Annotated in this window: 18 protein-coding genes; 7 read left to right on the top strand and 11 right to left on the bottom strand. The window is 35.8% G+C overall.

The window, feature by feature from the left end; translation table 11 throughout:
- Positions 1 to 83: 83 nt before the first annotated feature.
- The 8 genes from VB264_RS06200 to VB264_RS06165 all read right to left on the bottom strand — a co-directional run bounded on the left by VB264_RS06200 (position 84) and on the right by VB264_RS06165 (position 13,147).
- Positions 84 to 1,322: an MFS transporter gene (locus tag VB264_RS06200; RefSeq protein ID WP_323247694.1), complete on the bottom strand. Its 1,239-nt coding sequence runs from the start codon at positions 1,320 to 1,322 to the stop codon at positions 84 to 86.
- Between the two features lie 53 nt (positions 1,323 to 1,375).
- The gene (locus VB264_RS06195; RefSeq protein WP_323247693.1) at positions 1,376 to 2,029 is read right to left on the bottom strand and encodes a FadR/GntR family transcriptional regulator; all 654 of its coding nucleotides are present in this window, start codon (positions 2,027 to 2,029) and stop codon (positions 1,376 to 1,378) included.
- Between the two features lie 157 nt (positions 2,030 to 2,186).
- Positions 2,187 to 3,797 (bottom strand): family 16 glycosylhydrolase, encoded by a 1,611-nt coding sequence (locus VB264_RS06190; protein WP_323247691.1) that lies wholly within the window; start codon positions 3,795 to 3,797, stop codon positions 2,187 to 2,189.
- A 16-nt stretch (positions 3,798 to 3,813) separates the two neighbouring features.
- The gene (locus VB264_RS06185; RefSeq protein WP_323247689.1) at positions 3,814 to 5,847 is read right to left on the bottom strand and encodes a hypothetical protein; all 2,034 of its coding nucleotides are present in this window, start codon (positions 5,845 to 5,847) and stop codon (positions 3,814 to 3,816) included.
- Between the two features lie 123 nt (positions 5,848 to 5,970).
- Entirely contained in the window at positions 5,971 to 7,470 is a 1,500-nt protein-coding gene (locus VB264_RS06180) for a RagB/SusD family nutrient uptake outer membrane protein (protein WP_323247687.1), read from the bottom strand.
- Between the two features lie 100 nt (positions 7,471 to 7,570).
- On the bottom strand, positions 7,571 to 10,960 hold the full coding sequence (locus tag VB264_RS06175) for a SusC/RagA family TonB-linked outer membrane protein (protein WP_323247685.1): 3,390 nt from the start codon (positions 10,958 to 10,960) through the stop codon (positions 7,571 to 7,573).
- 355 nt (positions 10,961 to 11,315) lie between these two features.
- A complete protein-coding gene (locus tag VB264_RS06170) occupies positions 11,316 to 12,425 on the bottom strand; it encodes a FecR family protein (RefSeq protein WP_323247683.1) in 1,110 nt (369 codons plus the stop codon).
- A 134-nt stretch (positions 12,426 to 12,559) separates the two neighbouring features.
- Positions 12,560 to 13,147 (bottom strand): RNA polymerase sigma factor, encoded by a 588-nt coding sequence (locus tag VB264_RS06165; RefSeq protein ID WP_323247681.1) that lies wholly within the window; start codon positions 13,145 to 13,147, stop codon positions 12,560 to 12,562.
- Between the two features lie 212 nt (positions 13,148 to 13,359).
- On the opposite strand from VB264_RS06165, the gene VB264_RS06160 reads away from it, so the two are divergent.
- Genes VB264_RS06160 through VB264_RS06135 form a run of 6 tightly spaced genes read left to right on the top strand, consistent with a single transcriptional unit; the run spans position 13,360 to position 16,701 of the window.
- Positions 13,360 to 13,935, top strand: a complete 576-nt coding sequence (locus tag VB264_RS06160) for an RNA polymerase sigma factor (RefSeq protein ID WP_323247679.1) — start codon at positions 13,360 to 13,362, stop codon at positions 13,933 to 13,935.
- A 7-nt stretch (positions 13,936 to 13,942) separates the two neighbouring features.
- Entirely contained in the window at positions 13,943 to 14,239 is a 297-nt protein-coding gene (locus VB264_RS06155; protein ID WP_323247677.1) for a hypothetical protein, read from the top strand.
- Positions 14,236 to 14,721 carry a hypothetical protein gene (locus tag VB264_RS06150; protein WP_323247675.1) on the top strand — a complete coding sequence of 162 codons (486 nt, stop codon included), beginning with the start codon at positions 14,236 to 14,238 and terminating at the stop codon, positions 14,719 to 14,721. The genes VB264_RS06155 and VB264_RS06150 overlap by 4 nt, the downstream gene beginning before the upstream one ends.
- 21 nt (positions 14,722 to 14,742) lie before the next feature.
- Positions 14,743 to 15,489 carry a YHYH protein gene (locus VB264_RS06145; protein ID WP_323247673.1) on the top strand — a complete coding sequence of 249 codons (747 nt, stop codon included), beginning with the start codon at positions 14,743 to 14,745 and terminating at the stop codon, positions 15,487 to 15,489.
- 38 nt (positions 15,490 to 15,527) lie between these two features.
- The gene (locus VB264_RS06140) at positions 15,528 to 16,085 is read left to right on the top strand and encodes a toxin-antitoxin system YwqK family antitoxin (RefSeq protein ID WP_323247671.1); all 558 of its coding nucleotides are present in this window, start codon (positions 15,528 to 15,530) and stop codon (positions 16,083 to 16,085) included.
- The gene (locus VB264_RS06135; RefSeq protein WP_323247670.1) at positions 16,075 to 16,701 is read left to right on the top strand and encodes an SCO family protein; all 627 of its coding nucleotides are present in this window, start codon (positions 16,075 to 16,077) and stop codon (positions 16,699 to 16,701) included. Before VB264_RS06140 ends, VB264_RS06135 begins: the two co-directional genes overlap by 11 nt.
- A gap of 74 nt (positions 16,702 to 16,775) precedes the next feature.
- Here the strand turns inward: VB264_RS06135 and VB264_RS06130 are convergent, their stop codons facing one another.
- The 3 genes from VB264_RS06130 to VB264_RS06120 form a co-directional block, all read right to left on the bottom strand.
- Positions 16,776 to 17,453 (bottom strand): hypothetical protein, encoded by a 678-nt coding sequence (locus VB264_RS06130; protein ID WP_323247668.1) that lies wholly within the window; start codon positions 17,451 to 17,453, stop codon positions 16,776 to 16,778.
- Positions 17,454 to 17,465: 12 nt separating this feature from the next.
- Complete coding sequence (locus VB264_RS06125) at positions 17,466 to 18,104, bottom strand: hypothetical protein (protein WP_323247666.1); 639 nt, start codon at positions 18,102 to 18,104, stop codon at positions 17,466 to 17,468.
- 279 nt (positions 18,105 to 18,383) lie between these two features.
- Positions 18,384 to 19,349, bottom strand: a complete 966-nt coding sequence (locus tag VB264_RS06120) for a hypothetical protein (RefSeq protein ID WP_323247664.1) — start codon at positions 19,347 to 19,349, stop codon at positions 18,384 to 18,386.
- A 590-nt stretch (positions 19,350 to 19,939) separates the two neighbouring features.
- Between VB264_RS06120 and VB264_RS06115 the strand changes: the two genes are divergently transcribed.
- Positions 19,940 to 21,163, top strand: a complete 1,224-nt coding sequence (locus tag VB264_RS06115) for a TCR/Tet family MFS transporter (protein ID WP_323247662.1) — start codon at positions 19,940 to 19,942, stop codon at positions 21,161 to 21,163.
- The last annotated feature ends 176 nt before the right edge of the window (positions 21,164 to 21,339 follow it).

The raw sequence follows: 21,339 nt of genomic DNA, 5'->3' as shown, positions 1-21,339 counted from the left end.
AATCATAAAAAAGTGGTCGAAAAACTAATTTTGACCGCTTTTTTTATGATTGATGAACAATGAATTCCTACTGTCTGATTGCCTTATTTTACACGTGGTTTTTGGTTAGGTAATAAACTTGTAATAATGCCTATTAATGGCAAAAATGCACATATTTTAAAGATATAAGCAATACTCGTAGAGTCTGCTAAAGCACCTAATACAGCAGAGCCAATTCCGCCCATACCAAAAGAAAACCCAAAGAATAGTCCCGCTACCAAACCAATTTTATCAGGCATCAAGTCGGTAGCATATACTAAGATTGCTGTAAAAGCAGAGGCAATGATTAGCCCGATGATTACTGCAAAAGCAATCGTCCAGAACAACGATAAATATGGTAAGAAAAGTGTAAACGGAGCGGCACCTAATATAGAGACCCAGATGATTTTCTTTCTACCATAACGGTCACCCAATCCGCCACCTAATACTGTTCCAATGGCAACAGCACCAAGAAACATAAAAAGATATAATTGAGACTCTTTTACAGAGATATGGAATTTATCTATCAAGAAGAAGGTAAAATAATTGGTCATTGATGCTAAATAGATATATTTAGAAAATACCAGTGCCAATAAAACAACGATAGAAAATATTACTTTTTTACGAGGTAATTCTGACACTATTACCGATGAATTATCCTTAGCAATTGTTTTTCTGGCAGCAATTTTCTCTCCATACCATTTCCCGATACGTAACAATACAAGAATCCCGATAAAGGCTGCAATGGCAAAAAGACTAACATAGTTTTGCCCTAACGGGAGAATAATTAAAGCTACTAATAATGGTCCTACCGCACTACCAGCATTACCACCAACTTGGAAAATAGATTGTGCCAATCCTTTCTGACCACCCGAAGCCAATTGTGCCACACGCGAAGCCTCAGGGTGAAAAACAGATGACCCCATACCAATAAAACTAACCGATATTAGTATTAAATAATAATGGTTGGCAAAAGCCAGACAAACCAAACCTATTAAGGAAAGCGTCATGCCTATGGCCAATGATTTTGGATTAGGTTTTTTGTCTGTATAAATTCCTACAAAAGGTTGTAGGATAGAAGCCGTAAGCTGAAAAACCAATGTAATAACGCCTATCTGAGCAAACGTAAGTTTGAATTCTCCCTTTAAAATAGGATATAACGAAGGAATGGTTGATTGAATAAGGTCATTTAAAAAATGAGTAAAGCTGATGGCAAACAAAATCTGATAAACGATTTGTTTGGTGGCAGGAGAGGCTGTTTTTGTTAACGTATTATTCATCGGTATTAAAGTTTGTTTCATCATATCATCAGATGAATTTGAATAAAATCTAAGTCAATTATTTATAAAGGTGTAAATCATAATCTTGATACAATACTGTTGGCAGCGGAGGCCGCTTTTTCTGGATTTTGGAGTTCAATCCACTGTAATAAGTCTTCGTGTAATGAATGTGATTCTTTGAAACTATCGGTATTCAGATTGCTACTTACAAACGATTTCGTCACTTGAATACTCGCTGTTTTATAAATCTCCGTTAGAATTGGATTCCCACAAGCCTCAGCGATAGAAATATGAAAATTTACATCTGCATGAATGCAATTTTGAACATCATTTTCTGCTGCAAACTTTTTTCTAAGACTCAACCATTGCTTACTTGTTTTTAACTGAGTAGCCGTACGATTCAAGGCCGCCTTTTCTGCAATCTTTACTTCTAATAAAGAGCGTACCTCAATTACATCAGCTATTTCTGCACGACCCATTTGGTCATTGAGCGATTCTTGAATTTTATTAGATGCCACAAAAGTGCCAACGCCCTGCTGAACAGCTAATAGGCCTTGGATAGATAAAATTTTAATAGCTTCACGAACGCTAGAACGCCCGACACCAAAGATTTTCATTAATTCGGACTCAATCGGGAGTTTATCTCCAATTTTATAATTACCCAAAAAAATTTGCTCAATTAGCCTGTCTGCTACTTCTTCTGCTAATGTTTTTTTATTGATTAAGCTCATGCGGTTTTACATCATATCATCTGATGATTACAAAAGTAATGTTTTTCAAAGGGATACAAAAAAATATTCAATGTTTTTTTGTACTTGATTTGAAATAATATTTTGAATGATACCCCAAAGGACAGGCTTTTAGAACTATCCTTTGGGGTAAAACCACTTATTTGTAAACCCTAATATAATCTACTTCCATACTTGAAGAAACAAAGTTAGGGTCAATTGCTCCACCAAAATTGCCACCCATAGCCACGTTTAAGATAAAAAAGAAGTCTTTGTTAAATGGCAGGCTACTATTGTTATTGAAAGTGTAATAAAGTTTATTATCAACATACATTTTTATGGTAGTAGCTGACCAATCTACTGAATATATATGAAATTCGGTAGATGGATTGGTAATGGTGGTACTTCCACTATCACCATTACCACCTGAATGATTAGGATGGTGCATGGTACCATAAATCTTGTTAGGCTCATTGCCTTTGTTTTCCATAATATCAATCTCACCACATGCTGGCCAACCAACTGTTTGGATATTGCTACCCAACATCCATAGTGCTGGCCAAGTACCACCACCACTTGGTAATTTAGCTCTAATATCTACTCTACCATAAGTAAATGAGAATTTATTCATGGATTGTATTCTGCTTGAGGTATAATTAAAACCACTATAACTTTCTTTTTGGACAGTAATTTTTAAGATACCATCTTTAATAATGATGTTTTCTGGTCGATTAGTATAAAACTCTTTTTCTGAATTTCCCCAACCATTATCACCATTGCCTATATCATAGCCCCAAACGGCAGGGTTCGGTGCTCCGTCTTTATCAAATTCTTCAGCCCAGAATAATTTCTTCTCTACTACAGGTTCTTCGCTTTGTTTTGGTTTTAATTTCATAAACCAAGCATTTCCATCAGCACCGATACTTCTTAAGCTGATACTGTTAGTAGAAATGGCCAATATTTCATAAGTATTACCCCCAGTAGCAAAATTTACGATACCATTACCCGGAACAACAAACTGAATTCGAGTAGAATTTGCCGAGGTTGAATTTGAGGTAGCACCCATAAAAAGAAGGTTTTTAGCACCTGTTGTATTGATGTCATAACAGCCATCTCCACCCGACAAACCATAATAGCTTGTAGCTGCTCCAATTAAAGAAGACTGTCCTTTGTTATCAACTGTTATCGCTACATTATTATTGGCATCTTTTGTGAATGTAATCTCATCATCGTACAAGCATGCAGGGCGTGTGTTAGGGTCGGCTGCATACCAAATCGGTGAGAAAGCATCAACTGGGCCAACGCCTACGTGTCCGGGTGCATCTTTGTCAGTTACCCAAACTTTAGAGGCATTGTTTGTTAATGCCGAAAGGATATCAGTAGGAATGGCAAATGTTACAAATACCTTTATTTTTTTGCTCAGTGTTGAAGTTGCACCACCTGTACCTACTGCACTGACAGTAATAGTGTAGTCTTTTGTACCTGGATTACTGTACTTATAAGTAATTTTTCCTGATGGAACAACTTGGATATTGCCATCTCCAAAATCTATTTTATAGGTCAAAGCCTTATCTGCAACGGTAGTGATAATAACATCACCGCTACCATTGCCGAAGGGGTTATTCGCATCCACTCCTTGAATGGTTGTATTAAGTGCTAAGTTTGAAGGGGCAACGATGTCTCCAAAAGCGTATTCAATTTGTTTACATGCACTAAAACTTATGGCTGTAGCCATTAAGATGAGCATGAATGATTTTATATTGCTTATCATGATTTCTGATTTTAAATTAATAAAGGATGATGTCATCGAATAAATAAGTGAAATTGGCAGAGCCGTCTCCTTTAGTGCCATTATCAAAAATGAGTACTACTTTTTGATAAACCTTACTGGTATTAATTAAACTGTAATCAAAAATTAACTCCTCCCAAGCATTGGCTTTGGTGCTGCTTAATTCTTGTTCAAAACTAACGCTACCATCCGTCAGGTTTTCTACTTTCAATAATACCTTTGTACCTACTTTAGGTGTAAAAACTTTCATTTTGAATGTTTTTTTACTCGAAAAATCAATCGGGTTATCTAAGCTAAGAAATGCTCCACCCCAAGGTTGCCCTCCATTTTTAATCAACTTTACAACCTTGCCACTAGTATTGATGCCATTTACTTGTGGATTACTGATAACACTGGCATTACCACCATCAAAATTCACAAAGTCATATTTCAATGATGTCGATTCAAAAGTTAATGGAATAGAAAGCGTATTGTTGGTCTCAGTAACTGTTGCAATCTGTACATCGTCCCAATAAAAAACTTTTCCGTTACCTACTGTTCCAAAGTCAAAGAATAATGAAGCCTTGTGATAAGTATTGGCAAGATTCAATGCATTGGTTCCTGCTACAGGTTTTGAAAAATCAAAAATTAATTCTTCCCAAGCTTTTGCAGACTTTGTGAGTACCTCTGTTTCTACAGAGATATTTGGATTATTGCGGTCTTCAATTTTCAACCTAATAGGAATGCCAACTGACGGAGAGTAAACTCTAACACTCATTTTGGTATTAGAAGCCGTAAGTTTAATAGCTGAGCTAAAGCCTGTTGGGGTTCCGATAGTAGTTCCCGCCCAAGTTTCTGCCCCAGATGGTTTGGTAGTAATTTTAACTTTATTACCAGCCTTTGTTGGATCTATGCCATCAATAGTGCTATTATTTCCAAAGTCAGTTACTGTATAATTTACATTGGCTTCATCAAAAGTAACAGGGAGATTGATTGGAGATATTACCACTGGGCTGAACAATTTGATGTCATCAAACAAATAGGTGAAATTACTTGAACCATCACCATTAGTACCATTATCAAAAATCAATACAATGTTTTGGTAAGTATTAGCCGTATTGATAGCACTGTAATCAAAGGTTAATTCTTCCCAAGTATTGGCTTTGGTAGTGCTTACTTCTTTTTCGAAATTCAGCGAACCGTTAGATGCATTTTCAACTTTCAATAACACTTTTGCACCAACTCTTGGAGAAAATACCTTCATTGAGAAAACTTTATTCACCGAGAAATCTATAGACCCTCCCAAGGTAATTAAACTTCCGCCATAGGTTTGTCCTGCATATTTAACCATTTTGCCAACTTTCGATGACGTATTGATACCGCTAGCCTGTGGGTTGTTTACTACAGTTACTTCGCCACCTGCAAAATTGGAAAATTTGTAGATTTGCCCAGCCGTCTCAAAATCAAGCGGTAATACAATCGGGCTTACAATGTTGATAGTCTTTTTTACTTCTGTAGTAGCTTTTCCACCGCTCAATGCAACCACTTTCATCTCAAAATTACCGACAGAAGTGTAAGTATGGCTAATCGTTTCGCCTTCTAAAAAAGATTGCGGTACTTCGTTTGTTACGTCGCCAAAATAAACCTTAAATAGGGTTTCATAACTTGCTTTAGCCGAAACTTTTACTTTAAATGGATTAGCAGGTTCAATGGCGGTTGTTACTTCAACATTTTCAGGTGCTTTGAAAGAAACCGTTAATTGATGAGTACTCTCAGTACTTTTGCCAGTAACACCTACTCCTATTAATTTAACATTATAAACACCTTCAGCATATTTATGCTGGATACTCTTACCTGCTTCTACAATTGCTGGAGTGTTTGTTCCATCACCAAAATATACAGAAAAGGTAGATGTGCCTTCGCCGTTGGGCGTAATGGTTACTAACCCTGTATTATCTTGTGTAATATCAAAAAGTGCAGCCATTTTAGCAGGAGCTGAGGCACTTTCCAGAAAAGAAATATCATCGAATATCTTTTCTTTACAGGCTGTCATTATAGAAATGAATACTATAATGGACAAAAATTTATATGCATTTTTCATCGAAAATCATTTAGAAATGTTGAAAGGTAAATAGTTCCTTCAAATTCAAGTGGAATATTATTCCACCCATATAGATTAATAACCAGCATTTTGGGTTAAGCCCGAAACATCTATTTCTGTTTGTGGAATCGGGAATATCTCGTTTTTACCAACCACAAAACCTTTTATTTTAGTTGAGGCTTGTCCAGTTCTAACCAAATCGAAAAAGCGATCCCCTTCCATTCCTAATTCTAGTCGTCGTTCTGCCCAAATGGCTTCTTTTAGGGTATTTCCTGTGGCAGTAATGTTATGGGCATTGTCACCAAATGCTCTTTGGCGCACTTTATTGAGGTACAACTGTGCCGTAACGTCATCTGGAGAAGCTTTTCGATTTAATGCTTCGGCATACATCAGATACACATCTGCCAAACGAATAATGCGTTGATTATTCAAATAATTTAGTTCAATCTGTCCGCTTGTTTCTCCTTTTCTAGGTAAATACTTTTGGTTATATAAACCTGTGTTTTTATAAGGAGCTACTTGATAAGTAATGCCAAAACTTGGATTAGCAATTTTATAAGCCTCTATATCTAAACAGGTTACATCTTTTCTTTTATCACCAGCTTCGTAGGCTTTCGCTAAATCTTGCGTAGGCATGTTAGTACTCCAGCCTGCTGCATAAGGGCTAGACCCCGTTATGCCACGGATACCACATTGCTGAACAGCTAAGTTTCCTTGTCCACGAGTAACCCCACCCCAGTTATAATATGGTGAAAGATTTGAATATTGAATTTCAAAAACTGCTTCAGAACCGTTTTCGCCAGATTGTAAGAAAATATCCCCAAAGTTGGGTACTAAAGAATAAGGTCCGTCGATGACGCTTTTTAACATACCCGCAGCTAAATCAAACTTGTTTTGATAGAGATACACTTTACCTAACAATGCTTGGGCAGCATATTTGGTTATTCTTCCATTTTTAGGGTCTGTACTTGGCAATGCTGCAATAGCATTGGTCAAGTCTTTTTCTATTTGTGCATATACATCTGCTTTTGGAGCTTGTTTCAAGGCTCTTGAATCGGCAATACCCAATTTCTTATCGACAAATAAGGGTACATTACCAAATACTTTAATGAGTGAGAAATAATAATAAGCACGCAAAAAAGCTACTTCACCATACATGGCTTCTTTTTCTGGAAAGGAGATGATTTCGCCAGCAGGATTTTTGTCTTTATACTGATATAAATAATTGGCACGATTGATTCCCTCGTATGACGCTTTCCAAATTTCTGCCAATGTTCCATTTTGAGCAGTCAATGTATAATCGTCTATATTTTGTAAATTCAATACATCCGAGGCATTTTCGCCGCCAGCTACTGCATTATCAGATGCTATATCACCAATTGGAACTATTTGATTCAACCATTGCATAGGTGTATAAACACTTACACCCATGCTTTGATAATCAGTAGATGATTTTAAATAATCTTGATCAGTTACTCTATAATCGTCTTTAGGACTATAGTCAACCCATTCACTACAACTGGTAATACCTATTGTGATGAAAAGAAAACAGAGAATATTGATGATATTTTTCATTTTTGTTATTTTTTTCAAAATGCTGTTAGCTTAAACATTTATTTTGACTAATTTCTATTTTGAGGCTTATTGCTTAAAGCCTTGCACTTCATGCATTTAGTTAAAACTTTACATCTATCCCAACAGACCAAGTTCTAGCTTGAGGGTAGGTTCCACGGTCAACACCTGTATCTAGTACACCGCCCGGAATTTCAGGGTCATAGCCAGAATATTTTGTAAAAGTGAACGCATTTTTTACTTGGGCATAAACGCGTATTTTATTCACTATTCTTTTCGGTACAATGGTATTTGGAAGCGTATAGCCAATCTGAATGTTTTTAATTTTTACGAAAGAGCCATCCTCAACATATCGGTCTGATACCCTGATATTGCTATTGGCATCCACAAATGAAAACCGAGGATTATTGGCATTATTGGTTGTGCCTTCGCCCGTCCATCGTCCTAATACAGACCTGAATTTGTTTGAATAAATCGCATTCCTTTCGTAAGCTCTGTAGATGTCATTACCGATAGATGCATAGGTAAATACATTTAGGTCTAGATTTTTATAGCTTAATCCCAAATTCCAACCCATCGTAAAATCTGGGAAAGGATTTCCAATTTGGGTTTTATCTAAATCTGTAATTTGTCCGTCGCCATTAACGTCAACAAAGCGAATATCTCCAGGAACAGCCCCTGACTGTTTGGGTGCTTCTGCAATTTGAGATGTATTCTGAAATAGACCATTGGTTTTAAAACCATAGAAATAACCAGGAGCAAAGCCTTGTTGGAAACGAGTAGCCGTTTGTGATTGACCGTTGAAATACGAACCACCCGGAATAATTGCCGTTCCGTCTGAATTGGTGGCTGTTACTAAGTTTTTAGATGTTGTGAAGGTAATATTAGTATTGATTTTTAAATCCTTTATAATTTCAGCATTATAACCAAAATTTAGATCTACCCCGCTACTTTTGGTTGAACCAATATTGGCGGTTGGTGCCGAAGCCGCACCTAAATACAATGATATAGAAGGCGTAAACAATAATCCATCTACCGATTTATCAAAATAATCTGCCGATAACGACCACTTGTTATTGCCAAAACGTACATCAAACCCTACGTTACTTTGTAGTTGTTTTTCCCAGCGCAAGGTAGTGTTGGCATAAGACCCAACCGTTGACCCAGGAGTAAAAGTGTTTCCAAAAGTGTAACCATTACTATTGGCATCTGAGGCATAGCTCGGTCCGCCAGAAATGATACCTACATATTGTGGATTTACGTTTTCATTACCTATAGAACCATAGCTTCCTCTTATTTTTAGATAATTCAAGAAATCTATATTGAAAAAATCTTCATTGGAAATTACCCAACCCAAAGAACCAGCATAGAAATTGGCAAATTTATTATCAATCCCGAAGGCATAAGAACCATCACGACGAGCCGAAAAGGATACTAGATATTTGTCTTTATAGTCGTAGTTTATTCTACCAAAATAAGAAAGGTTTTTTCTGAAATACTGCGAATTACCCATTGTTTGTGCATTGGTATTGGTAGCTGTGTTAATACCTGTTGCTGAGGTAATATCGGCAAATGTCCATGAATTAAAAGGAACATCTTGTCTTGAACCATTGATTTCATCACCAGCTATTTTAGCGAATGATATACCTAGTACGGTTTCGAAATTATGATCGTTATTAACTTTGAAATTATAAGTACCAAAGGTTTCAATAGTATAAGTATTATCTGTTCTTTTTGACTCATAAACACTGTTATGTCTGCCAGTAACGGTTGAACCATCAGCATTCATCGTGTTTTCAACATTCAAAGGTCCATAGAAAGCCAATGGTGTAAATGACTTATATGTATTGTTGTAATTGGTGTAACCAAAACGCGAAGACAAAGTCAGATTTTTAATTACCTCATATTGTAGTTCTAACTTTCCGTATAATTTATTGCCATTGCTGTTATTGTAGTTATTATCTAGTTTCGTTAATGGATTAAAAATTTCGGATAATAATAAATTACTGTAACCGTATTTGCCAACAGTATTAGGTACTGTATTTAAAACAGAAACGGTAGGGTCAAAATTTAAAGCACTACCAATGATTGAATTAAAAGAGTTTTCTTGAAGACCAACGTTTTTTATGTTTACATAACTGGTATTGGCCAAGAATTTTACTTTTGGAGTAATCTGAAAAGTGAGGTTAGTGGTAAAATTCAAACGGTTAAAATTTGAATTAGCTCCGCCACCCACAATACCATCTTGCCCAAGGTAACCTCCTGAAAGAAAATACTGAACTTTATCACTACCGCCTTTTACTGAAATGTTATGTGACTGTAAGGGTGCATTTTTAAAAATTTGTTTTTGCCAATCTGTTCCAACACCCAAAGTAGATAAATCTTTGAAAATCAATCCTCCACCTGAAACCGTACTACCTTCATTCAAAATTGCTCCGTATTCCGTAGCATTTAAAACACCAATAGTTTTCATTACTTGCTGAACACCATAATTACTGCTATATGAAATCTCCGCTTTTTGATTTCTACCTCCGCTTTTAGTAGTCACTACTATTACACCATTCCCACCTTTTACTCCGTAGATTGCTGTTGTGGCTGCATCCTTCAATACATTCATCGACTCTATATCAGCAGAATTGATTGAGTTAAAATCATTCAATGTTTGAGGTACTCCATCAATTATTACTACTGGATCCGTACCCGAAAATGAAGGAATTCCTCTGATTAATACGGTTGGTTTAGAGCCAGGCGAACCATTTGAAATCACAGTAACACCTGAAGCTCTACCTTGCAAGGCATCTTCAGGACGAACAGGGCGAAGCTTTTCAATATCTGTTCCTTTAACGGTTGAGATAGCCCCTGAAACATTAGTTACTTTTTGTGTACCATAACCAACTACTACTACTTCATTAAGCTTTTTGGTATCAGGTACTAAACTAATATTGATAGCAAAGCGATTGCCCACCGTTATTTCTTGTAGGTCATAACCTACAGAAGTAATGATTAAAACAGCTTTCTCGTTAGGAACAACCAACGAGAAATTCCCATCAACATCACTAGTAGTTCCTTGAGTTGTACCTTTGATGGCAATGCTTACACCTGCAATGGTCTCATTGGTTTCAGCATCCGTTATTTTTCCTTTAATAGTTTGGTCTATATTATTTTCCAACAAACCAAAATTATTACCAGCCTCGCTGTTGGGGGATGTTTTATTAGTAGCTCTTTTTAGTAAAATTTTTCTGCCAACTACCTCATAGTTAATTTTTAGAGGCTTTAGTAGCTCTTCTAATACGGTAGAGAGTTTCTCTTTTGTGGCAACAATACTAACTTTTCTATTAGCCATAATTAGCTGCGGACTATACATAAACTTTATGTTGGCCTCGCTCTCTATTTTTTCAAGAATTTTTTCAACTTCTTGTTGACTAATGTTGATACTTACCTTTTGGTCAAGTATTTCCTGTGCATGTGTATTGGCCGCATTAGCGAACGACATACACAGAAAGGTTATAATAGTTTGAAATAAACTGATTCGCATGATCTTGATCGGAATCTTGTTAAATTGTCGATTTTTTGACATAATTTTGAGTTGTTAGTTTTGAACGACTGACACAAAAGAATCCCTGCATCAAAAGAATAATTGATGTTTGAAAGCTTGAGCACTTTTAGGGATAGTTAAGTCGATGATGTTGGTAGCATCATCGGCTTTTTTTTACAGGAAATTTGTTTGAATTGTTACTTCACTTTGATTTGCTTGTCTAATGTTTTGAGTGATTGTTTTATTTATACGGTTTGAAATTATTTACTAATTGAATATAAAATCCTTTAGCGCCTCAGCACCTTTAGCGCCTTTAATTACAGCCTTTCCCTTCTATAAAGATTTTTCCTTCTTTCATTTCATATTTGGCTTCAAGTACTTTACAAATAAGATTAATTTTCTCTAATAAAGGTTCATCACCCAATTCAGCCGTCAATTGGCACGAAGCCATCAGTGTTTTGTCGTACACAATCTCGATGCCGTATGAGTTTTCTAAAATAGAAAAGACATCAACGATAGGTTCGTTCTTGAAAACAAAACTTTGTCTTTGAATAATAGGAAGTGCTACAATTTGTGGTACTGTAAGTTCAGCCTTTTTGAATTGCCATTTTGGACGAATAAATGTGGCCTGTTGATTAGGTAAAATCAATAAACCCGATAGTACTTTGCTATGCTGTTGATTTACAAAAGAAGCATTTTTCTGAGAAAAAACTGATACTCGACCAGACTTTACAAATACCTGAACTTGTTTATCTTCTTCAAAAGCTTTAATAGTAAAACTTGTTCCCAACACTTTGGCTACTACTTCATTAGCATATACCAAGAAAGGTTTGTTTGGGTTTTTAGCAATTTCAAAAAAAGCTTCTCCAGATAACACTACTTCACGGGTCTGTCCTGTAAACTTTTCTGGATAACTTATTTTGCTATTTGGCTGCAAAACAACAGAGCTACCGTCTGATAGCGTAATTAATTGACTTTTTGAAGAGGTATTCTTTACTTCAATAAATGTAGTTTGTTGGGCTACTCTCGCTACAGAATTACTATAAGTAGGCGTTACTCTTTCTGCTAATTTATCAAAAACTACAAAACCTACTAAGCAAATCAGTAGGATAGATGCTGCTAGCCCTATTCTTTTAAATAATATACTGTTGATGAAGTGTACTTTTTTGATTTTTCTTTGTTCGGCTATGTTTACGATTTTAGCAATAGCTTCAGCAATTTCGTCATCGTTTATTTGTTCTTGAGCATTTTTAAACGCAAGCACAATTTGCTTGGCTCTTTGAATACTTAATGCCTTATCAGGATTTTGGGATAGCCAATTTTCCCAGAACGCTACATCTTCTGGTGAATTTTTCAAAACCCATTTCCTGAAACTTATATCTAATGCGAATTGATCGGCTGTATATTGTCTGTAATCAAACATTGAATAATTTGTATTATTTTGCTCTATACTTGAAATAGCCAATAGCCAATCATTGATACTCACTTGAGAGGAAATATTTTTTTATTTTTTTGAAAGCTTCATGAAAGAGTGGTCAGAAGAACTGGAAAGAATAGTTAAATTTTTATGTGAAGAAAGTAAAGTAACTGTATGGCAAGAAACCAATTGCTTTTTAGGTTAATAATAGCACGATGTAATAAGTTAGAGACAGACTGTTTGTTCATATCCATAATCTCAGCGATTTCTTCAATGCTCAAGGCTTCGTAGAATTTTAAAAAAATAACTTCTTGTTGGCGTTTGGGGAGTGAAGAAAGGATTGATTTAAGTTTATATTCGTTTTCAACAAATAATTCTGATTCAATCAGTTCCGACTCAGCATTAATTCCTTCGGTAAAAGGTAAATCGCTATCTAAATCATCAGAATGATTTCTTTTCTCATGGTTAAGTTTTTTGAAAAGATTATTTCTGAGGGATTTTAATAGATAAATTGTTACAAATGGCGACGATTGTAATGTTTCTCGGTGGTCCCAGAGATACAAAAACAAGTCTTGAATACAGTCTTTTATTAATTCTCTATCTTTAGTAAACTTAGTGGCATAGTTAAATAGTATCTTGTAATGATTGTTCGCAAGTTGCCCAAGTGCTTTACTATCACCTTCTTGAAAGGATTTCCATAGTGCTATGTGTTTATTTGTAGGCTCCATTTTATGAAAATAATAGTGCAAAATACTGTAAAACATTCAAGAAATACTAGAAACTATTGAATTCGTTATGGCTACCTTACCTTATGGGGTTTTAGTCCATAAAACTGTATTTGATACAAACTGTTATAGAATATTCAAAAATAAATCAACATCCACCGCAAGTTTTTTTTATCAATGACATCTAAAGAATAAATGAACCTCGATTATTGCTAATGATTGAAACCGAACTGTTAGAAAAGTTAAAAAATGCTGATGAAGCAGCTTTTCGTTTTTTAGTGGAAAAGTACCAAGACAAAGTATTTAATACTTGTCTAGGCTTTCTGCGGAATGTCGAGGAGGCTGAAGATTTAGCACAAGAGGTTTTTATTGAGCTTTACGAATCGATTCATTCTTTCAGAGGCGAAGCCAAGGTCTCTACTTTCTTATATAGAATTGCGGTGACTAAATCTTTGGATTATCTGAGAAAACAAAAAAGGCAGAAGCGACTGAGTTTTGTTTTATCCTTATTTGGCTTAGAAGACCAAATACAATCAGTAGGCAGTATCGAAACAGACCACCCTGGTGTATTGCTTGAAAATAAGGAAAGAACCAACTTAATGTTTAGTAAAATAGATGAATTGCCCGAACGACAAAGGGTTGCGTTTTCGCTTCATAAAATTGATGGATTGAGTTATCAAGAAATTGCAGAAGTGATGGAGTTGAGCATTTCATCCATTGAATCATTGATTTTTAGGGCAAAACAAAGCTTACAGAAGAAACTAAAACAATATTACGAAACTGAAAAATAAGGGCCGTATGAAAAATATAGAAGAAGAAATATTCAAAACACTGGAAAGTATTGATAAGATTCAGCCAGTACCGTCGAATCCGTTTTTGTATGCCAAAATCAAAAATCGCATCAATCAGCGTCCTTTGCCAATCATTATGCCTTGGATGAGTTATGCAAAACTAGCGGTATGTATGTTGATTGTGGGGTTTAATATGGTGACGATTAGTAAAATTTACTTAAACAATAGTCAGCCTACCATGACTAAAGAAGAATTAGGCAATTATTTAGGCATATCAGGTATTCAAAATGTGTATGAACCATGAAAAATAAATATAATTGGATAATCGGCTTTTTGGTGGGAATGAATATCCTGCTATTAGGAACGGTTTGGTTTTCTCACAGAAGACCTCCACATCCTGAGAGACAAGAAGTTAGAAAGTTGGTAGAGAAAACACTTCAATTTAACAAGGCTCAGAGCGAGCAGTATGACGTACTTATTGATGAACATCAACGTGACTTGAGGGCAATTAATGACGAAATATTGCCATTGAAAAGTGAGCTATTCCAGATGGTAGCTTCGCCAGAAGATACTGTAAAAACACGGGAATTATCGGAGAAAATCTCCCAACTTATTGTCAAGCAAGATGTAATTACGTTAAATCATTTCAAGAAAGTGAGAAATACTATTTGTAACAAAGACCAAAAAATCTTGCTAGACCATTTATTATCAGAGATTTTAGTTAAAATGAGCCATCAAGGTGGACCTCCGCCACCAAGAGGCCCTGAAGGAAGAAGACCAGAATAATTAACTTAACCCATTAAAACTATGAAGTATTACTCATTAATCGTGCTTTCAATTATTTTCCTAGCTTGCAAACAAAGCGACGATACTAGCGTCACACCAACCACTACAACATCTGATGTAGATATATCGGTCATTAAAAATAAGTTCTCGGGTGTCAGTGTTACTGCCACCGTGGAAGGAGATTATTTGGTGATTAGGAGCAATGGTATTCCTGACCATAAGAGTCCGTATTTTGCCAAAACAGATGCTCGTTATGAAGCCTATAATGGCACTAATACGAAATTTAACTTGAATCCTAATAGCATTTCAGAGCAAGCATTGGTTTTTAAAATACCCTTACACCCAAGCAAAGCTAGTACTTCAGCAGCTACGCCTTTGGGGCCAATAGGAGTTTCATTGAATGGTGTTCCTTTTTTCAATCAATATGCAGGACCTAATCAGCCTTTGACCAATGAAATAAATTCTTTTGACCAATATTTGGGACATCCCCAACAAACGGGTCAATATCATTATCATCAAGAGCCTACTTACCTAACCACTAAAAATGGGAAAAGTGCTTTTTTAGGATTACTACTCGATGGATTTCCTGTATATGGACCAGTAGAAAATGGAAAAGCGGTAACCAATGCTGATTTAGATAATTTGCATGGGCATTCGCATGCTACTGCCGAATTCCCCGCGGGTATTTACCACTATCACATCACCGATGCAGACCCTTATATCAATGGAACAGGCTTTTATGGAACATCAGGAACAGTGAGTAAGTAAATTAGAAGGGCTATTAAACCGAAGGCTATTTCATTTCAATGTTAAAATTTATCACTTTATTGCTTTTTATTACGGTATCTTGCCAGTCATCCCAAGAGGAGATTTCTTGGGATGATAAACTATTCCATCAAAAAGAAGAATACCTGTATTATCAAGACGAGCCTTTTACTGGAATAGTTTTGAAGTTTTATGCAAACCATCAAATACAGTCAAGACAATATTTTTCAGCGGGAAAATTAGATGGCTTGTCAGAGAAATGGTTTGAAAATGGACAGATGCAAGAGCGGAGGTACTTTACAGAGAATCATAAAACAGGTAAACATGAAGCTTGGTGGGAGAACGGACAACAACGATTTGAATACCAATTTGACAATGACGTACCTATCAAAACACACAAAGAATGGTATCCGAATGGTCAGCTTTTTACGATAAGCAATTATGATGAAAATGGACAACCGATGGGTGTACAGCAAATGTGGTTTGATGATGGCAAGATAAAAGCAAACTATGAAGTGAAAAATGGTCGGCGATTTGGCTTATTGGGTGCTAAAGGCTGTATGGGTAAGAATGAAAAATCAGTTACGAATGAAAACTAACTACATTATCGCCTTGGGTATTGCGCTAATCTGTTGGAATTGTAAAAGTCCTAAACAAGAGCAACTGCCTTTTTATAATACGCCTGATTTTACGGCTGTTTGGCATGCTGAGGAGGTATCTCATAAACTTGCTCCTTTTCAATTTCAGAATCAAGACAATCAGCGTATCAACGAGAAAGACTTATTAGGGAAAATACATGTAGCCAATTTTTTCTTTACGATTTGCCCAAGTCTTTGTCCGAGACTGATGGAATCTATGCAAAAAGTATCACAAGCTTTTCCTAATGATAGTATCGTGCGGATAATGTCATACAGTGTCATGCCTAATCGAGATAGTGTAAGTGTTTTAAAGAATTATGCGATAACCCATAAAATAAATAAGCCAAAATGGAATTTATTAACAGGCGACAAAAAAGCCATTTATCAGCTTGCGAGGAAATCATATTTTGCGGATGAAAATTTAGGCGTTCAGCGGAAAGAAAATGATTTCTTGCATACTGAAAACTTTATATTGGTAGATAAGCAACTAAGAATAAGAGGAATTTATAATGGAACAATCCCCTTAGATATCGAGCATTTGATTGAGGATATTAAGGTATTGAAAGCAGAGGAGTAAACGTTATTTTCCTATTAGGGTGCGACTTAAGTCGCACCCTAATAGGAAAATTTATCACTCACAAGTCATCACGCTTACTTAATAATATACCTTATCCCTAAACCATACGAGAAAGCAACTTTAGGACTGAAATTATAATCAAACTGTTTTTGGGTGAAGTTTTCTGAGCTTCCTCCTTGAAGAGGAGATCTTTTACCATCTGTCCATGAGTAGCCTACACTAGCAACGTTCAAATTGAGCAAGTTTCCCGTGAATGCCCATTTATCATTCAAACGATACATTATTCCACCATTTCCGGTCAAATTTAATCCAATACTATTAATAGTTTGTTGGGTATAACCGATTGAAGAACTACTTTGGAATGTTGTAGATTGCAGATTTCCATAATTTACTCCTCCCATAATACGTCCGTAAATGCCAATTTTTCCAAAGATATTTTTATAATATTCATGACCTTTGTTTAAACTGATATTCAGAGCCTTGCTTTGAACTGCTGAATATTGATAATCTTGATTCGTGTAATTGATGTTCAGTGAAAGAATACTGGCTGTATTTTTAGTATTATATTTCCCCCAGTCTACCCCAATTGAATAGTTCTTTTGTGTCGAAAAATTATCGCTTGAACTTAAGGGCTGTTGAACGTTGAATGAGCCTTGTAAAAAAGAGTCGCCAGCATTAAACTGAGCTTTTGAATAAGTATTAGCTAACAATACTATCACAAAAATGTATATTAATTTTATGTTTGATTTCATCTTAATAAAGGTTTAGAATGTTTTGCCGATTGAAATGGATAATGAATTCACATTCATGATACTATTGAGGTTTAAATTCGTCTGTTGTTCTATTCCTATCTTAGAATGTTGTAAATTCAAATTTACCAAAGAAGTTTGCCCGTTGATAAACAGATTTTTCTTTAAGAAATAACGAACGCCGAAGTTTACCCCCACTTCTAGCTGATAAGTATTGTAGTCATAAGTGTAGTTAATATTGCCAGTTCTGAATCCATAACCTACTTTTCCTTCGATTTCTCCATAAATAGCTAATGATTTATTCAAGGGCTTAAATTTATCCACAAAATAACCAGCTTTTATGGTATGAAAATAGTTGTTGTTTGAAGATATATTATTACTAGCGTAACTGTTTGATTGTAGGTTATAATCCAACAGCCATCCCTTAGCCAAAAAATCCTCAGTAAATACAGCTCTTTTAAAAGTAAGGGCTAAATTGTGGATAGCGTTGTCAGTAGTAAAAATGGCAGCTCCTTTAGTGTTGGTAGTGGCAATATTTCCACTGAAGGTACCTTGTACTTGCCAAAATTTAGTATCTTTTTCATACTGGGCTTTAGAGAGAAAACTTATCATGAAAAATAACATGACAAGCATGAGTGTTTTTTTGTTTGACATAGTGTAAGAGATGATTTGAATGTTTAAGTGTTTTTATTTGATGACGAAAGTACTTGCTTAACTAATATCAAACAAGAAAGCTGTAAGTACAGAAGCTTTATTTAAGACTTTTTAAGAAATAACGTTTCATTGATCTAATCATTATTCCTTAGTAATCTAATACGAGATAGTCATCTATGTTATGACAAAGTAAATACGAAATACCCCTACAAAAAAAACGATTGTAGTAAATGCTACAATCGTTTTTAGGGAAATAAATATACTTATGTGTACTAATTTTTATTTCTGCACTTTAATATCGAAATCAATAGTGCCAGCTACACCCGCTACGATATTATTGATTTTAACCAGCCCCTTTTTCCCTCTACCATTCAAGAAAGCATACACTTTGCCTGATTCAACAGCAATGAATTGAGGAGCAGTATTAGAGATGCTCAAAGCTCCTAATGTTACATCATTGGCAGTGGCAAAATCTACAGAAGTAGGCGCTAACGCAAAATACGTAGCTGAACCTCCGCCCGTGTAAGAACCTGAGCAATCAGTAGCAGTAGCTGTGGTACTTAAACTAAAGCTAGCACTTCTGGCTGGATTAGACATCAACGTTGATTTGACAGGTGAACCCACAGATGCATACGTAATATCCACATACTTCATGTTTGAATCCAAATCACATACTTTATAAATATCACCTGTAGCTGAAGTTACCCTTGACCCTGCTGCATTCGATTGAGCACCCAAAGTAATAGAAGGCCAAGAAGCAATTTGAGCTTCAGAAGAAACATTTACGACTAAGGTTCTACGCGTTACATTCGCAGAAGTACTATTAGCATCGGTTGAAGTGTTATCATATACATCAAAATGAATATAAACTTTTCCTGACGTAGGCGAAACAGTATAGTCAATCGTCTGTGTTTGTTCGTCTTTATTCTTCAATTTAATTTCGAACAAAGGGGTGGCATTGGCAGGACGATAATTCGCAGTGGTTTCTACGAAAACCCGAAGGATACGAGGTTTGCCCCCTGATGCTGTTTTCTTGATTAATAACGATACGTTTACATTATCCCCATTTGCCGCTACAACTGATGATGTTGCATTGATAGTTGGGTCTGTAAAGGTGACATCTAGTCCGCCCGTTGCAGCAGGTAAAGTATTATTCACTGTTGTTGGTTGAATATCTGGCGTAACACCGCACGCAGAAACCAAAGCCACTAAAATGACTACAAATAAGTTTGATAGTTTTTTCATGTTTTTAACAAAAATAATAAGCAAGGATTTAGTTACTTATGTTTAGCTTACAGAAGCTTGAAAGGACTTACACCGCAAAGCAAAAAAGGAAAATAGATTGGTTTTTAAATCTATTGTTTACGAAGCTGTTTAAACTTTCGGTTTCTGAGGTGAAAGTATTGTATTTTAGAATTGATTTTTTCAAAATTTGGGAAGCATAGCATCGCTACGTTGAGTAAATTTTGGAACAAGCTATTCTAAAAGACTTAGTTTAACCCGAAAGGGAAAGTTTAAACAGCTTCAACAATAATATTAGCTGATTTTTACAAAACTATACAACCTTTATCGCTTAAACAAGCTAGGTACATCATCATGTGAGGTTCAGAAACGTTAGTGACACAATATTGGTATTGAATTTCAAGGAGTTCTGGCTGGTTATCAAAATAAAAAAATAATTGATTGACGTATATAATTTCACCTATTTTGGTAGATAAACTTTGTGTTATATTATGCCTAAGTGAGGGAAGCCTTCTATGTAAAAGGCTGTCTCTTTTATAAAAAAATGTTTAACTTGCTGAATAATTATTATCTGTGAATCCACTTCTTCTCTCATGTCAGCAAAACGAAACCCTGCTATTGTATTTATTTTCATTACTATATTGATTGATGTTTTAGGAATAGGGATTATTATACCTGTTTTGCCTAAATTATTACAAGAACTTACTGGTAAAGGTCTTAGCGAAGCATCACAATATTCAGGTGTGATGATGGCCGCTTATGCTTGTATGCAGTTTATTTTTTCACCCATTCTTGGTGGACTAAGTGATAAGTATGGTCGTCGCCCTATTATTTTAGGGTCACTTTTTGGCTTTGGGTTAGACTATATTCTGCTGGGTTTTGCACCAACCATTGCGTGGTTGTTTGTTGGGCGAATCATTGCAGGAATCACAGGGGCAAGCTTCACCACAGCCTCAGCTTACATCGCTGATATTTCAAATGATGAAAACCGCTCTAAAAACTTTGGGATGATTGGCGCTGCCTTTGGGGTTGGTTTTATTATTGGTCCAGTCATTGGAGGCGTATTAGGGGATATCGGCGTGAGAGTACCATTTTTTGTAGCAGCCGCTTTAACATTGTTGAATTGGTTGTACGGGTATTTTGTATTGCCAGAATCATTGAAGGTAGAAAATAGAAGAGATTTCGATTGGAAACGTGCTAATCCAGTAGGTTCATTAAAAAGCTTGGGTCGCTACCCAGTAGTATTAGGATTGGTAGGTGCATTTTTCTGTTTGCAATTAGCAGGACAAACACACCCAAGCACTTGGTCATATTTCACCATGAAAGAATTTAATTGGACTTTAGCAGAAGTTGGTTATTCACTATCGTTTGTGGGGCTAGTTGTTGCCATTGTTCAAGGAGGTTTAAACAGAATCATTAATCCAAAATTAGGAGATAGAAATTCTGTGATGGTAGGTTTGTTATTTTATGCAGCAGGCTTTGCCTTGTTTGCATTAGCTACCAAAGGTTGGATGATGTACGCTTTTATGATTCCTTTTGGCTTAGGCGGTATTGCGGGACCAGCATTACAAAGTATAATTTCGAAACAAGTACCTGCTAATGAGCAAGGAGAATTGCAGGGAGGTTTAACCAGTTTACAAAGTGTAACAACTATCTTCGGACCTTTGTTAGCATCCAATTTATTTGCTTATTTCTCAGCAGAAAATGCACCTGTTTTCTTCCCAGGGGCAGCATTTATGATGGCAGCAGTCTTAACGATTATTGCTTTATTAATCGCCTTGAAATCTTTTCCAAGAAAATCAGTAGCAGAAGCGTAGAGAGTGATGAGTTGTGAGTTTTGAGTGAGGAATTGTGCTTGCCTAAAATAGGTTGACAAAAAATCAACTTATTTATGAGCAAATCGAAATCAGATTCTAAAAAAAGTACAAATTTAAAGATTCGTCAACGACGGATTTTTAGTGAATCGTTCAAACGAGAAAAAGTTCAAGAGTTA

This window comes from Arcicella aquatica (assembly GCF_034928825.1).
GTDB lineage: Bacteria > Bacteroidota > Bacteroidia > Cytophagales > Spirosomataceae > Arcicella > Arcicella aquatica.
This window is presented reverse-complemented; position numbering and strand designations above follow the sequence as displayed.

Excerpts from the sequence above, each read along its gene's own strand:
- VB264_RS06200 (WP_323247694.1), bottom strand. The coding sequence starts at position 1,322 with ATGATGAAACAAACTTTAATACCGATGAATAATACGTTAACAAAAACA.
- VB264_RS06125 (WP_323247666.1), bottom strand. The coding sequence starts at position 18,104 with ATGTCAAACAAAAAAACACTCATGCTTGTCATGTTATTTTTCATGATA.
- VB264_RS06180 (WP_323247687.1), bottom strand. The coding sequence starts at position 7,470 with ATGAAAAATATCATCAATATTCTCTGTTTTCTTTTCATCACAATAGGT.
- VB264_RS06185 (WP_323247689.1), bottom strand. The coding sequence starts at position 5,847 with ATGACAGCCTGTAAAGAAAAGATATTCGATGATATTTCTTTTCTGGAA.
- VB264_RS06130 (WP_323247668.1), bottom strand. The coding sequence starts at position 17,453 with ATGAAATCAAACATAAAATTAATATACATTTTTGTGATAGTATTGTTA.
- VB264_RS06175 (WP_323247685.1), bottom strand. The coding sequence starts at position 10,960 with ATGTCGTTCGCTAATGCGGCCAATACACATGCACAGGAAATACTTGAC.
- VB264_RS06165 (WP_323247681.1), bottom strand. The coding sequence starts at position 13,147 with ATGGAGCCTACAAATAAACACATAGCACTATGGAAATCCTTTCAAGAA.
- VB264_RS06190 (WP_323247691.1), bottom strand. The coding sequence starts at position 3,797 with ATGATAAGCAATATAAAATCATTCATGCTCATCTTAATGGCTACAGCC.
- VB264_RS06145 (WP_323247673.1), top strand. The coding sequence starts at position 14,743 with ATGAAGTATTACTCATTAATCGTGCTTTCAATTATTTTCCTAGCTTGC.
- VB264_RS06115 (WP_323247662.1), top strand. The coding sequence starts at position 19,940 with ATGTCAGCAAAACGAAACCCTGCTATTGTATTTATTTTCATTACTATA.
- VB264_RS06155 (WP_323247677.1), top strand. The coding sequence starts at position 13,943 with ATGAAAAATATAGAAGAAGAAATATTCAAAACACTGGAAAGTATTGAT.
- VB264_RS06150 (WP_323247675.1), top strand. The coding sequence starts at position 14,236 with ATGAAAAATAAATATAATTGGATAATCGGCTTTTTGGTGGGAATGAAT.
- VB264_RS06135 (WP_323247670.1), top strand. The coding sequence starts at position 16,075 with ATGAAAACTAACTACATTATCGCCTTGGGTATTGCGCTAATCTGTTGG.
- VB264_RS06120 (WP_323247664.1), bottom strand. The coding sequence starts at position 19,349 with ATGAAAAAACTATCAAACTTATTTGTAGTCATTTTAGTGGCTTTGGTT.
- VB264_RS06160 (WP_323247679.1), top strand. The coding sequence starts at position 13,360 with ATGATTGAAACCGAACTGTTAGAAAAGTTAAAAAATGCTGATGAAGCA.
- VB264_RS06195 (WP_323247693.1), bottom strand. The coding sequence starts at position 2,029 with ATGAGCTTAATCAATAAAAAAACATTAGCAGAAGAAGTAGCAGACAGG.
- VB264_RS06170 (WP_323247683.1), bottom strand. The coding sequence starts at position 12,425 with ATGTTTGATTACAGACAATATACAGCCGATCAATTCGCATTAGATATA.
- VB264_RS06140 (WP_323247671.1), top strand. The coding sequence starts at position 15,528 with ATGTTAAAATTTATCACTTTATTGCTTTTTATTACGGTATCTTGCCAG.